This is a genomic window from Bacillus sp. Marseille-Q3570 (assembly GCF_946151055.1).
Classification (GTDB): domain Bacteria; phylum Bacillota; class Bacilli; order Bacillales; family Fictibacillaceae; genus Pseudalkalibacillus.
The window spans coordinates 302,120-315,436 of the sequence record NZ_CAMGYZ010000007.1 but is presented as its reverse complement, the minus strand read 5'-3'; the positions used below and the strand labels follow the sequence as shown (position 1 = coordinate 315,436).

The 13,317-nt window shown below is 38.1% G+C and carries 12 protein-coding genes, 1 tRNA gene and 1 pseudogene; 5 read left to right on the top strand and 9 right to left on the bottom strand.

The annotated features are described in order from the left end of the window. The 3 genes and pseudogenes from N8M93_RS13640 to N8M93_RS13630 form a co-directional block, all read right to left on the bottom strand. A pseudogene (locus N8M93_RS13640) lies at positions 1 to 629 on the bottom strand (hypothetical protein); the annotation flags it as partial. A 1,064-nt stretch (positions 630 to 1,693) separates the two neighbouring features. Beyond that, positions 1,694 to 1,769, bottom strand: a tRNA-Val gene (locus tag N8M93_RS13635). Positions 1,770 to 1,981: 212 nt separating this feature from the next. Beyond that, complete coding sequence (locus tag N8M93_RS13630; protein ID WP_261132680.1) at positions 1,982 to 2,536, bottom strand: phosphatidylglycerophosphatase A; 555 nt, start codon at positions 2,534 to 2,536, stop codon at positions 1,982 to 1,984. A gap of 295 nt (positions 2,537 to 2,831) precedes the next feature. Here N8M93_RS13630 and N8M93_RS13625 point away from each other — a divergent pair, with 295 nt between their 5' ends. From N8M93_RS13625 to N8M93_RS13615, 3 genes are all read left to right on the top strand, one after another. Continuing rightward, a complete protein-coding gene (locus N8M93_RS13625; RefSeq protein WP_261132678.1) occupies positions 2,832 to 3,557 on the top strand; it encodes an esterase family protein in 726 nt (241 codons plus the stop codon). Positions 3,558 to 3,668: 111 nt separating this feature from the next. Beyond that, complete coding sequence (locus N8M93_RS13620; RefSeq protein WP_261132677.1) at positions 3,669 to 4,187, top strand: YjcG family protein; 519 nt, start codon at positions 3,669 to 3,671, stop codon at positions 4,185 to 4,187. Between the two features lie 5 nt (positions 4,188 to 4,192). Beyond that, positions 4,193 to 4,618 (top strand): GNAT family N-acetyltransferase, encoded by a 426-nt coding sequence (locus tag N8M93_RS13615; RefSeq protein ID WP_261132675.1) that lies wholly within the window; start codon positions 4,193 to 4,195, stop codon positions 4,616 to 4,618. 29 nt (positions 4,619 to 4,647) lie between these two features. Here the strand turns inward: N8M93_RS13615 and N8M93_RS13610 are convergent, their stop codons facing one another. From N8M93_RS13610 to N8M93_RS13590, 5 genes are all read right to left on the bottom strand, one after another. Beyond that, a complete protein-coding gene (locus N8M93_RS13610) occupies positions 4,648 to 5,343 on the bottom strand; it encodes a DUF421 domain-containing protein (protein WP_261132673.1) in 696 nt (231 codons plus the stop codon). Between the two features lie 134 nt (positions 5,344 to 5,477). Beyond that, a complete protein-coding gene (locus tag N8M93_RS13605; protein WP_261132671.1) occupies positions 5,478 to 6,380 on the bottom strand; it encodes an MBL fold metallo-hydrolase in 903 nt (300 codons plus the stop codon). 288 nt (positions 6,381 to 6,668) lie between these two features. Then, on the bottom strand, positions 6,669 to 6,911 hold the full coding sequence (locus N8M93_RS13600) for a hypothetical protein (protein ID WP_261132669.1): 243 nt from the start codon (positions 6,909 to 6,911) through the stop codon (positions 6,669 to 6,671). Positions 6,912 to 7,072: 161 nt separating this feature from the next. Then, the gene (locus tag N8M93_RS13595) at positions 7,073 to 7,960 is read right to left on the bottom strand and encodes a hypothetical protein (RefSeq protein WP_261132666.1); all 888 of its coding nucleotides are present in this window, start codon (positions 7,958 to 7,960) and stop codon (positions 7,073 to 7,075) included. A 177-nt stretch (positions 7,961 to 8,137) separates the two neighbouring features. Further along, complete coding sequence (locus tag N8M93_RS13590) at positions 8,138 to 8,962, bottom strand: UTP--glucose-1-phosphate uridylyltransferase (protein WP_261132664.1); 825 nt, start codon at positions 8,960 to 8,962, stop codon at positions 8,138 to 8,140. Positions 8,963 to 9,137: 175 nt separating this feature from the next. On the opposite strand from N8M93_RS13590, the gene N8M93_RS13585 reads away from it, so the two are divergent. Then, on the top strand, positions 9,138 to 10,424 hold the full coding sequence (locus N8M93_RS13585; protein ID WP_261132662.1) for a UDP-glucose/GDP-mannose dehydrogenase family protein: 1,287 nt from the start codon (positions 9,138 to 9,140) through the stop codon (positions 10,422 to 10,424). A gap of 489 nt (positions 10,425 to 10,913) precedes the next feature. Here N8M93_RS13585 and N8M93_RS13580 read toward each other — a convergent pair whose 3' ends face one another. Then, positions 10,914 to 12,092 carry a hypothetical protein gene (locus N8M93_RS13580; protein ID WP_261132660.1) on the bottom strand — a complete coding sequence of 393 codons (1,179 nt, stop codon included), beginning with the start codon at positions 12,090 to 12,092 and terminating at the stop codon, positions 10,914 to 10,916. A 108-nt stretch (positions 12,093 to 12,200) separates the two neighbouring features. Between N8M93_RS13580 and N8M93_RS13575 the strand changes: the two genes are divergently transcribed. Continuing rightward, the gene (locus N8M93_RS13575; RefSeq protein WP_261132658.1) at positions 12,201 to 12,968 is read left to right on the top strand and encodes a hypothetical protein; all 768 of its coding nucleotides are present in this window, start codon (positions 12,201 to 12,203) and stop codon (positions 12,966 to 12,968) included. The last annotated feature ends 349 nt before the right edge of the window (positions 12,969 to 13,317 follow it).

Below are 13,317 nucleotides of genomic sequence, written 5' to 3'. Positions count from 1 at the left end.
TTACTAGTATATTCATCTATTGTTTCCTTAAGATTTCCTCCGAATTCTAAATATGGAACTCTTAATGAGTTTGGAATTAAAATTTCATATAAATCTATTTGATCATTCCATTTTTCCATTATTCTATTTATGCCATGAAACTCAAGGGATAACTCTTGTAAAAGAGACTGTTTTTCAGCTTCTTTTTGAAGTTGAGAACGTGTTTTATTCTTTGCTAATTCAATTGTAGGAAATTGTCCGATGCAAGAACTGCCAACATTCATTTTAATTCCATTGACTTTATTTTTTATGTTGAATACCCATTTATTATTAGGTTGATTACATAAAGAACAGTTCTTTCTTAATGTTTCATCTTCTATTATTTCTACAGGATTTGAATCTCCTACCCATTCATCTTTACATAAACTGATTATTCCTTGTAACATATCATTAAATAAATTAATTTCATCTTCAGATAATTTTTCTAAAGCATAATCTATAGTTGCTGCATTACTATCAAGGTGATCTGAAGCTAATTTATGTATTTTATGTAATTCTTTAGATGCCTCACTATACTTAAGAAGTGATCTATTTTTTCTGTCCCTAAGTAATTCCTTACAGTAATCTTCTAATTTAATTTTATCGGTCATATATTGTCCCCCAACTCTAACCTATATATCTATATTCTACCATATATAGACAAAGTTGGAGGTGTTTAAATTATGTATACGTACTTGCAATTCACTTGACGGCCTAAAGACCTTTTCAAAACCTTATCGCAATACGCCTGACTAATCCCCAGTCTTCTCCTTAAAACCGTCTGATTAATCCCTTCAATCGCTTGATAAATCTTTAATTTATCAATTAAGTCTAATTTTTCGTAACACATGATTAATTTAATGCTTTCCCTTCAAAAAAATATATACTCATTCGAAGACAAGTGTACTTAAATGAAAAAAACTTTAAAAACATCCTCAAGCCAATTGGGAAGAGTTTTATTCAAATATCCAAAATCCATCTCAAATAGATCCTCAAAATACAGTTCTGAGAAATTCTTTTCCAAAATGCAAAATAATAAGCAATCGGTTTAAGAAATATTTTCCTTGAAATTTATATCTGTCCAAAGTAGAGAACACAATTCAGAAAGTTTAAGTCCAGTTGCTAACAATTTAATTATGATTCGATAACTGCTATAGGCATAGAAGGCTGCAACGAATTAGAGCTATTTTTAACTATATGGTGAAATTTGAAGTTATTGAAAAGAATCCTGCTAAGAAGGTTCAAAAGGCAAGAGAAGACGTTAAAATCGATGTTCTTACCGATTACCACATTAAACAATGCTGAATTACTGTAGGCGAATAAAGCAACGTGATAAAAGTTTGGAATTAGTCGTTGTTGGATTGTTACCTTGTTTTTGACAATAAAGAATGTATTTTTGATGTTATTTGAATTGATATCTTCCATATTGAGTAAGTCATTTTCTTAACAATAACCTTCAAACTGTTTTAGGATACCTTTGTAATTTCCAGCGTTTTAGGAGTTACATTCTTAAACTCTCGAAAAAAAAATCCTGAATTGCAAATTTAATTAACATAACCAAAAAAGACCACCTTACTTTTTTGTAAGATGGTCTTAGCTTGTTGTGGCAATTATGTCTACGAGCACTACATTTTTGTAAATTCATAAACGGGCTAAACCCTTGGTTTACTATGTATGGTGACCCGTACTGGGCTCGAACCAGTGACCTCCACCCTGTCAAGGTGGCGCTCTCCCAACTGAGCTAACGGATCGTACTGTGTGGGAACTTTTTTTACGGACAAGTATTACTATACGTATAATCAATTATTTTGTCAATGACTTTTTAAAATGTTTTAAAGAAAACTTGGCAAAGTCAAGCCTTAGCGCAGGCTGAGTTTTAGTTGCCCTTGAAGAAAGTATTTATACTTTCTTTAAATGTAAAGGAAAGGTTGACCTGATCATTGCTAAGGTCAACCTTTCTTTATCAACCGATTCTCTCTTCTTCGTCTCTCTTACGGATTTCGTCTTCTTTCAGGTTTTCTTCACGATCTCTTATGCGGTGTGCGAGTCGGCTGGATGCATTAGCAGCTAGACTGGCGACGAGATCATCTAAGAAGGTATGGACACCCTTCCCTCGTTTCGTATCCAATTTCTCAATGATACCAACCTTCTGCTTATCAAGATGACCGAACGTCGTAATCGCGATACTTCCATACCCGAAGACCGCTCCCATCGCAATGGTTTCATCAATACCAAACAATCCCTCATCTGTTTCTACAATCGATTGAAGCGGCTCAGATAATTTGTTTTGTTCGGCTAGTTTATCTAATTCAATTCCGACTAGCAGGGCATGTTGCATTTCTCTTTTTTCAAGTACAGCTTCAACGCTTTCAATGCAATCATCCATTTTCAATCCAGGAGCATATGGACTCTGCATATCATAAACGATCTCTGCAACATCCATCAAACTGACCCCTCGTTCCTTCAAAAGGTTCATTGTTGCAGTTTTCACTTCGTTACTGTGAATCCGTTTTTTCATAGTCGGTCTCCTCTCTCTATGACTTCCTTTTCATACACTTATAATCATTATATCATTTATGATAGAATGTATCTCAGGTAAAGAAAACTTGGCTAAGCTAAGCTTTAGCGTGGCTTAGCCTTAGTTGCACTTATACTGAAGAAAGTATTTCTGTACTTTCTTCAAGTGTAAAGAAAACTTGGCTAAGCCAAGCATTTGCGTAGGCTTAGCCTTAGTTGCACTTATAATGAAGAAACTATTTATACTATCTTTAAATATTAAAAATGTGTTTAACGTATATGGAGGATGATTGGATATGAAACAAAAAGGAACGACAGAAGATAGATTCATCAAAAGTGAAGTTCTAGAAGAAGAAATAAAATTGCTTGTCTATCTTCCTCCTTCCTATACCCCGTTGTTAAGATACCCCGTGTTGATTGCACAAGATGGAGATGACTACTTCAGATTAGGCAGGCTCGCACGCACTTCTGAAGAATTGTTTGAAGATGGTGAAATCGATGAATTCATCATCGTTGGAATTCCATATAAGGACGTACATGACCGCAGGAAGAAATATCATCCCTCAGGTGAACAGCAATCTCAATATATCCGTTTTCTGGTGAATGAATTGGTTCCATTCATCGAAGCTGAGTATTCAACTCTCGAACTCGCCAGTGCCAGAGTGCTGATCGGCGATTCTCTCGGGGCTACTGTTTCTTTACAGACAGCAACAGCTTATCCGAGGACATTTGGGAAAGTCATTTTGCAGTCACCATATGTTGATGATGCAGTCCTGAAGGATGTTTCTGAATTGAAGGACCCTTCTCTTCTCTCCGTTTATCATGTGGCAGGAAAGCAAGAAACGGATGTCGAAACGACTAATGGACAGGTGAAAAATTTCATCGAACCGAATCGAGAATTGAATCAGTTGTTCTCTGAACGTGCATTTGACTACTATTACGAAGAGTTTGATGGCGGACATAGTTGGAAGTTTTGGCAACCGGACATTCCAAAAGCCTTGAAATTCATGTTTTCAGACTAATGCCACCGAAAAAATGAGACTTTGTATTAGTATGAAATAGTAAGAAAATTTGCTATAATAGATTAAGTTCGACAAGCAACATGATTGTTATCTAGTAAGAGGAGGGTAATTATGAAATACGGCATTGCGATTTTCCCATCGAAAAAACTACAAGATCTGGTAAATTCATATCGTAAGCGTTATGATCCTCACTATGCATTGATCGCTCCTCACTTGACGTTAAAAGAACCTTTCCATGTCGAGGACGAAAATGAAATGAAAGAATTAGCTCAACAAATCCATGAAATCTCTGATAATATCCAACCTTTCACTTTAAATGTATATAAGGTAGGATCATTCCATCCAGTCAATAATGTCATCTATTTTAAAGTAAAAGAAGATGAAAGGTTAACGAAGCTGCATGAACAGCTGCATCAAGAAGAATTATACAGTGAACGCCCGTATAACTTCGTACCTCATATCACACTTGCTCAAAAGCTTTCAGACGAAGAGCATCATGATGTTCTTGAATCTCTTAAAATGATGGATATCGATCATACGGAAGAGGTTGATCGTTTTCAATTGTTATACCAACTAGAAAACGGTTCCTGGACTGTCTATGAAACCTTCCATCTAGGAAAGGTCCGCTGATCAAATTGAAAGTGGAAGTTGTGAAAAACGACCTACAAATGGATGAAGCCTTTTCTGTACGAAAAAAAGTATTCATTCTCGAACAGAATGTGCCTGAGGAAGAAGAAATAGACAAATTCGAGTCCGAATCCATTCATTTTGTCCTCTATAATGATGACCAAAAAGCGATCGGCGCAGCACGTTTAAGGTTTGTAGAGGATTATGGTAAGGTGGAACGAGTTTGTGTCTTGAAGGAGTACAGAGGTACAGGCGCTGGGAGACAGCTGATGCAGGGGTTAGAACGGATTGCTGCCGATAAGGACTGTAGAAAATTCGTCCTCTATGCACAGACTCACGCTGAAAACTTCTACAAATCCCTCGGATATCTTACTTATTCCGATATCTTTATGGATGCAGGAATACCGCATGTAGCGATGAAAAAAGAAATTTAAAACGACCTCTAAAGGTCGTTTTTTAATTGTTATTTTTGATCAGCCGTTGGAGGCATTTTATTGATATGAACACCCTCATCTTGTTTCCATTCCATATAGAAGATGTCTTCATAATGATCAATTTGGTGTTTATGGAGCGTCTTATTCAGCCATGTTTCATCAAATCCAGCTTTTTTCAGGTTTTCCCAATCTACTTTCCCGTCATTGATAAAAGTGAAGGGAAGGTAGACGGGTTTTTGTGGAAGACCCATATCTGAAAGTGTCGGAGTTTCGTACTCAGGTTTTCGCATTACACTTACGGAACCGTCAGTTTCAACAATTGCATAAGCGACTTCCCTAACAGAAAAAATATCCTTTTGACGTAACAAATTTTGAAGCTGGTTCACATCGAGTTTATTCTTTTTCATTTCCTTTTTATCACACATTCCATCCCGGATGACAATGGAAGGACTTCCTTCAAGAAACTTTCTTGTACCTCGAAACTTCTGGGTTAACCATTCGAAAAAATACATTAAAACTCCCCATAAAAAAATTGCAAAGAGAATGGAGGTAAGTTTTACTTCCTTATCATAAATGGCGTTCCCCACCAATTCCCCCAGAACGATAGCCGAAATGAAATCAAAGGGAGTGATTTGGGCGAAAGATACTTTTCCCAAAACTTTAGTCATAAGAAACAAAGCAAGAAAGCCTACTGACAACTCTGTTGCTGTGGATAATACCTGCATTATTCTTTCCCCCTCTTTACAGTTTTCTTAGTATGTACGGAATCAATTGAGACTAAACCCTGTTTGTGAACCACACAAAAATAACTCCTGCCGGATTTCAATACCAGCAGGAGCTAACAACATTGGGTTATAGGTTAAGCTTCTAGTAAATTGAAAATAGGAGTATAATCCTTAATCTGATAAGTGATTCGCTTATCTTCAATCCCTTTGATCAGATACGCATAAAGAGCGGTACGATACAGCGACCATACGGATAAGGAAGGTAAGGTGACCTCCCAATTTCTACACATTTCTTTCATGAAGGTCTCGAAGTTACAACCATCCTTGAACTGTTGGAGTGTTTCATACATGGTCGTGACGATGGAGACATGATGATCATAGTTTTCGATAAGGGTTTTAGCAGGGTTTTCTTCATAAGTACCATGGCCCGGTACCATCCCGATACCGCTCATTGATAAGAGTTTTTCAATCGTCGCCAACGTCGCATCCGCATCAATGATGAATGGAATCTTATGTTTAGCGAGCTGCTCGGAACCAAAGTATCCATCTGCTGCATACAGGACATTTCCTACCTTTATACCAAGTTGATTGATGCTGTGTCCTGGCAATGCAATCAACTCAACTTCGATTGATCCGAATAGCAATACTCCTTCTGAAACAATATGATCGACTTCGATTGGTGGGGCTTCAAGAAACTTGTTGCGCATCTCATCTAAGGGACGGTTCCCTTGCAAAAGATACATCGGCTCAAACACAGGATTTCGAAGGATAGCTTCTTCAATTTGAGGAGCATAGGTCAATATGGTCCTTTTTGTTTGAAGAAATTTCGCTCCTCCATAATGATCCGCATGCGCGTGTGTAATGAACAAATGTGTAAGTGGTAATGATTTTTCATCTAATTGTCTGATAATGTGTTTCATCACTTGTTGATCAATGCCGGTATCAATCAAAACACCAAAATCCCCTTGATTGATATAGCCAACATTGACGGGTCCTTGAAAATAGTAGCATTCGTGGTTAATTTGGATTAAATCCATTGTCCATCACACCAATCTATATAACTTAGCAATCAACATGTTCAATCTAATTTCTTTGGCGGTGGTTTAAGCTGAATTCACTCCCTTTCCGCGGTCGAACCGCAATCCTCCTTACTCATTCCTCGCTGATAGGTCTCGCCTGGCTCGCTATTCCACAGGAGTGTCGTAAATTCCGCCTTACTATAATGACAACCTGTAATTAAACAGGAGACAATTTATTTAATAATGTATTAATAAGGCATTAAAAATAGGAAATGAGTGATGACTCTATGGGAGCCAGCTCATTTCCTATATTACTTCGTTTATATTTTGTCCTTTTCCTGTTAAATCAGATAAAATTTTTTGGAAGGATTCATGTGATTCCTTGATTTCCTCGTAATGATTAGAGAAGTCCTGATTCTTATCCGTCACATTTTTGAATGGAATCCGTTCCACAGGCTGTAACTGTATTTTCGTTGTCATGTAGGAAGACTTTGTACGACTTCCGTAAATCAGTTTCTGATCTGCTACATATGGTGGTACATACCCCATCTTTTCACCTGCTTTTCTTATTTCTACAAAAATAAAAAGTGCATTATATATAGTTAAATACCCATTCGTTGAATCAATAAACCTTGTTTGCCCAGAATAGAACACCTGTATTTATAATTTTCAAAATATTCGCAGGTCATGATGAGTTTATGGGTAGAGAATCAGAAATTTATGGAAATTTGGTTCATTGCCCTCGCTCTATAGTCTTCATTTTGGAAATAGACAAAGGATTCTACTATGACACTATCTTCAAACTGTTTTTGGATGGGAATCTGAAAGTCTGACAGTGAGATCGTATGGTTGACTGGGATTTGCAAATCATACATTGAAGCGACCCATATTTCCCCTCTGGATCTTGCTTCTTTAGCCCAATCGTTATCCAAATAAACCCATTGGATCGATTCTTTCGATTCAGAGTCGATGTTGCTTTGTTCTAATGAACTGATTTTCCCTTTCAAATTCGTATAATCAGCTGGCTGGAATCTGAAACATAACAAAGGGTTTTCCAAAGGTTTTACACCTGTATTCGTCATATTGAAACTCCCATGGATGACGAATGAATCCTCACTTTTGCAAATCACACTATAATTGAAAAAAGCGGAAAGCTGATATTCTTCTTGTTTTATTTCTTCTGCTTCCGTACCGATATCTTCTGGTGTATATTTTTGTACTTTTACTCGTTTTTCAAGACTCTTGATTTTTGATTTGTAACTTTCAATCTGCTTTTCTTTTTCATTGATTTCTTTTTCAATTGTTTCTAATAGATCCTCGAATCCTTTCACTTTCTTTTCCATTGCTTGGAGATTGGATTCGGATAATTGCTGCTTCAATGTAGTGATTTCTTGTTGTAATTGAGTGACTTCATTTTCTTTCAATTCCAGGTTCCGTTCTAACTCATCATTCTCCAAAGCCTCTTTCAATTGTTGTTCAAGTTGGTCTATTTTGTCATCAGCAAACAGAAGTTTCTTTTCCAATTCTAATGATTTTTCCTGATAAAACTTTGTTCTGGAAGCTAATCGGTCATAGCTCAGTTCTTTCTGTGAATTCATTAGACTCCCTCCTGACAGGGCATTTACATATATCTTATGTTCATCAAAGTGTAGACTTTACAAGAACATCAAAAATAAAGAAAACTTGGTAAAGCCAAGCTTTGGCGAAGGCTGAGCCTTAGTTGCCTTTTATACTTTCTTTAAATTTAACCAAGGGGGCGCTTGACTGAGATCCCCCTAGTTGGATTGATTTTGTTCCTGTAGATGGTGTACATATTGGATCAAGTTTACATATTCTTCCTCAATCCCAATATCAAATCGGTCACCCTCAATTTCATAGCCATAACATGTTCGCAATGATATCAGTTCTTTTATTGCATCAGTAAACTGTATTTCACCATCAGAGCTATCTTTTTTCGTTGAAATACAATCAAAAATATCCGGAGTCATTACATATCTCCCTACAACAGCTAAGTTAGATGGCGGTGACACTTTCGGCTTTTCAACAATCGATTTGATGGAATGGAGTTGATCTTGTTGGTTCATGACATCCACTACTCCATATTTGTGAAGAAGCTCATCTTTTATATACTTCAGTGCAATCACAGGGGCTTCGACTGTTTGATAAAGATCAATAAGCTGCTTTGTTGCGTTCGCTCCTCGTGTGAGTATGATGTCATCAGGTAACAACACAACAAAGGGGTCGTTCCCTGCAAAAGACCTTCCTAATCGGATTGCATCTCCAAGCCCACGCGCATAAGGTTGCCGGGTATATTGTATATGGACCTTCGGAAGGGTCAACTTATCAAGCAGTTCTATTTTGTTCCTGGATTCAAGAAATGCCTCGAGTTCGAGGGAAACATCAAAATAGTCGACGATGAGGTTTTTATATTTTGAAACGATGATCAGAATTTCTTCAATACCTGCCTCTACTGCTTCTTCAACAATATAATGGATGGAAGGTTTCCCCTTGATCGGAAACATTTCTTTAGGAAGAACTTTCGTTATAGGAAGACTTCTGGTACCATATCCTGCAGCTGGAACGATTGCTTTTTTGATCAAAGCTTACTCCTCCTCAATCTTTCATGTAATAGCTTATTCGGTTGTGGACGATGAAGTGTAAATGAATATGAAAATAAGGCTTGTCAACATCGAAATTCAAGCCCTCCTTCATCACCTAATGTGTCATAGGCAAATACAATATAAAGTGATTGAGCTGAGCACGGGGTGAGATAAATTGAACATTTGTGTAATAGGATGCGGCTATGTAGGACTGACCACAGGAACAGTGCTTTCACATTTCGGGCATAAGGTTACCTGTGTAGACATTGATCCTGAGAAAGTCGAAGCTCTGAATGACGGGAAATGTATCATCCATGAAGATGGATTGGAATCTTTGCTTCAGAAGCAGCTTCAGAGCGGTACACTTGCATTTTCCACTGATATTCATAAGCATTTGCAACATAATGAAGTGATTCTTGTGACGGTTGGGACTCCAGCAAGTGCTACAGGCAAAACCGATCTCAAATATATCGATCAAGTCATTGATAGTATTGTTTTAACAACAAAAGACGATGAGGAGAAAACAATTATCATCAAAAGTACGGTTCCCCCTGGCACAAATGAGTATATCCGGACCAGGCTCATGGAATCCGGAAATGGGAAAGACTGCTTCAAAGTCCTGTCGAATCCTGAATTTTTACGTGAAGGAACCGCTCTCTATGATTTGTTGAATCCAGATAAAATAGTTGTAGGGGGAAGAAATCCGCATGATCTTGAATTCATCCGAAAAATGTATGCGTATCTTCCCTCAGAATATTTTTTCACTTCACCAGTTACTGCTGAATTGATCAAATATGCATCAAATGCGTTCCTTGCCACAAAAATTTCTTTCATCAATGAATTGCAGCGAATTTGTCAGGCGTACAACGGAGACATTTCCATTGTAGCGGATGCACTCGGATGTGATCCGCGAATCGGGCCCCGTTTTTTAAAAGCCGGGCTGGGTTATGGAGGATACTGTTTACCTAAGGATATCCAGTCGCTTAGTTACGCTGCAATTGAAACAGGTGTCGTTCCCTCTCTGTTACATTCGGTTGAAAGGGTGAATAATTCTCAAGTTGATATGTATGTCGAATTATTGGAAAAAGAAGCTGGTGACCTGAGTCATCGTAACATTACGGTCTGGGGGCTTGCTTTCAAACCAAATACCGATGATACACGTGATTCTCCTTCCTTTCGTTTAATAGAAAGGTTAAATGAAAAAGGAGCAAGATTGACAGCTTATGATCCTGCTGCGGTCAATACATCGAACCATTCACGTACTACCATGGATCAATACGACTCTGTCAAGGATGCAGATATCCTGATCGTTGCCACAGAGTGGAAAGATTTCATTGAAGCGGATTGGCCTAAAGTTAAAGCAGTGATGCAGGGTTCAATCATATTGGATGCGAGGAACTGTTTAAGACCGTCGGATGTCAGGTCGGCAGGATTGGACTATATAGCATTTGGAAGAGGTTGACGTAGACACTGCTCAGAAGTAATCCAATCAGGGGGAATAGGCTGGTAGACATATGTAAATAACCCATTCTAGTTGCATAGAGATCCCCAGCTGATACAGCTTGTTGAAAAGTCGACTAACGAGATAGCGACACCATTTCGGAACAAAGTTTGTATACAAAATGAGGCTGGACCGAAACATCAATCTTTAACGTTGATGCTTCTGGTCAGCCTTTTTAAATTTGCCGTTTTTAGCATTTCATGGTTATATGCATGTTTAGGTTTTTTCCGGGTCTATTTTACTAAATTGCACAAGATAGCACTTAAATTGTACAAGATGCACACCAAATTGTTCAAGATGGCACTAACATTGCTCAAGTTGCCCCTGAAATTGCCCAAGATGCAAATGATGTTGCTCATAAAACGGATAAAATGAGGGAGAACCGTTTCAATAGTCCATGAAAAAAACAAAAAGAGCGAGAATTCTCGCTCATCGCTCTTTTCTTAGTTGTTAAAATCGCTTCATTTTGATATCGTCGAATGTTACACAATCCTCTACCTCAATGTCACCTTCATCGGAAGTTACAACATCAGAATCAAAGATTGTTTTACCCTTATGATTGATCAATTGAAGCTGGAACAGTGTAGCCGTATCACTATCGACTACTGCAAAATTATAATCAACCGTTTTACCGTCAACTTTACCTGTGCCGCTGATGATCAGTTTCAGACCATCCTTCGTTTCTTCACAGCATAACGTCTCTTGATCGAATGTTTTCGCTACGAAGTCAAAGCTCTGTGTACCATCCCCGTTATCTGTGTCCCGGAAGCTAGCTCTCAATTCACTATCGACTAAACTGCAGTCTGGGCATATGTCTACCCGAACTGATAAGCGTCCTTCTTCAGTAGCATCAGGACCGGTCTCCCCACTCGCTTCCCCTTCTGCATGACAATCACAGTTTGGTCTTGGGAAGATCCCTGGGCATTGAGGTGGAAATTGTACTCTTGGACATTGATCTTCGATGTCTTCTTCTGCAACAAGATCGTTGTCTCTTGGCGAACAGAATTTAGCCAATACTTCGAGTTTGACTTCTGCTTCTACCTGGATATCGAGACAGAATGTAATCTCAATATTAAACCTATCTGGTGCTGGTGTGTTAAGAAGTACTGTACCTGATGGAATGCGGCAGAAAATCTTCGATACTTTGCAGAATAGATCTGTTCCTTCAGGGAAGCAAAGCACAAAAGATTCAAAAACTGATGCATTGACGATGGCTTTTGTAACCACACAGCCATGTCTATCTACAACCAGTACTTTAACATCTGTACTAATTAACAGCTCGACTAGCTGTGCATCAATGAAACCGCCATTGGTAGAAATCGTAACATCACGTGTTTCCCCCACTTGTTCGCAAATGAATCCTAGCTCGTGGTCATGGTCGTGATCTTCATTTCCACTGTTAAGAGGGAACAAAGGATGTGTTTTCGGCGGTTCACAGACAAGACGCAAAGGGCGGCGACTAGGGTCTTCCATCGCTTCTTCTATATCTCTGAGCTGATCTTTAGTGAATAAGACCGTCTTTTTAACGGTAAGTGCATCGGTTACCCAGTCGTACACTTTCTGTACGCGAATACACTCATCCTGTAAGCTGTTGGCAGCTTTAGGTATGTCGTGTTTTTTCTTACTCATAGTTTCCCTTCCTTTCTTCATCATGAACTGAAGATTCAATACATACTATGGGAATACGACGACCAATGACACAAAGATTAATGCCTATTTTTAAAGGAGGGGAATGCTGTGTACAGCGTTTCATTTAATAGAAAAGAAATATGTAAGGTCTCTTTAGAAGCATTGCAGGTCCTGAAGCAAACAGCTATTTTCTGGGGTTTGAGCTGGGATGACATCAAGTATGAATTGAATGGTAGATTAGCAGATACTACAATCCGCATAATAGGTTTAAATAAAAAAGAGTTGAATCGGTTGATCCGCGCTCTGGAACACACCCAAGTTTCAGTAACGACACAACCTTGCCATGCAGATCTGACATTGTCGATTTTCCAGGAATCCACCCCGGACCTTAGTATGAGACTAGAGTGTAAAAATGAAGTTTATAAGTTCGACCCTGTCATGAAACCATTCATTTCAGTACCAGATATGGTGTATAAACAATTTGCACCGGAGATGCGCTCGGATGAAATAAAAGTATATTGGAATCCTCGCAGTGGCATAAATATCACTGAATGGCTATCTTATTTAATTTTACAAACATCCCATCATGAAACGACAGATTCACTATTTGATGTGGAACAGAAGATGTATGAAAAACTTCTTAGAGAGGTCTTAGTTCCAATCAATCCGTTCCTATCATCTTATCAACTCAGACATTACTGGCCTGATATGCCCTCCAGTGGACATTCACAGGGTCACAGAAATGAAAAACCGATCGACCCATTTAAAAATATGAAGAAAGGGGTAACATCACAAATCAATCCGTTTAAAGAAAAAACTTCAGCGCCTCCCTCTACAATCAATCCATTCAAACAAAAAGAAAAACGACGTCATTAATCCATTTTTTAAAAATAAAACACCTTCCCGCCTTGTACGAATAAGATAAATTATCTGAACACCGAGGTGAGCGACTTGAATAAAAAAGATGTCATCGAATTATATCATCATATTAAAAAGAAGAGATTAAGGGAAACTAATTCAAATATGTTTACAAAAACGAAAAAATCAGGTTGCAGTACATGCGGTAAAGTAACTTGGAAGCCAAACCGATGATTTGCTTTTAAAAACCAACACCTTCTCAAAGGAATGTTGGTTTTTACTTTTATATGGTTTCCTTATTTTTGATTTTGCGAAATTCACTCCCTTTCCGAGGGGCAAATGATAATCGGAAGCGACCTGATGAAGG

Excerpts from the sequence above, each read along its gene's own strand:
- N8M93_RS13580 (WP_261132660.1), bottom strand. The coding sequence starts at position 12,092 with ATGAGTAAGAAAAAACACGACATACCTAAAGCTGCCAACAGCTTACAG.
- N8M93_RS13595 (WP_261132666.1), bottom strand. The coding sequence starts at position 7,960 with ATGAATTCACAGAAAGAACTGAGCTATGACCGATTAGCTTCCAGAACA.
- N8M93_RS13610 (WP_261132673.1), bottom strand. The coding sequence starts at position 5,343 with ATGCAGGTATTATCCACAGCAACAGAGTTGTCAGTAGGCTTTCTTGCT.
- N8M93_RS13600 (WP_261132669.1), bottom strand. The coding sequence starts at position 6,911 with ATGGGGTATGTACCACCATATGTAGCAGATCAGAAACTGATTTACGGA.
- N8M93_RS13630 (WP_261132680.1), bottom strand. The coding sequence starts at position 2,536 with ATGAAAAAACGGATTCACAGTAACGAAGTGAAAACTGCAACAATGAAC.
- N8M93_RS13625 (WP_261132678.1), top strand. The coding sequence starts at position 2,832 with ATGAAACAAAAAGGAACGACAGAAGATAGATTCATCAAAAGTGAAGTT.
- N8M93_RS13620 (WP_261132677.1), top strand. The coding sequence starts at position 3,669 with ATGAAATACGGCATTGCGATTTTCCCATCGAAAAAACTACAAGATCTG.
- N8M93_RS13605 (WP_261132671.1), bottom strand. The coding sequence starts at position 6,380 with ATGGATTTAATCCAAATTAACCACGAATGCTACTATTTTCAAGGACCC.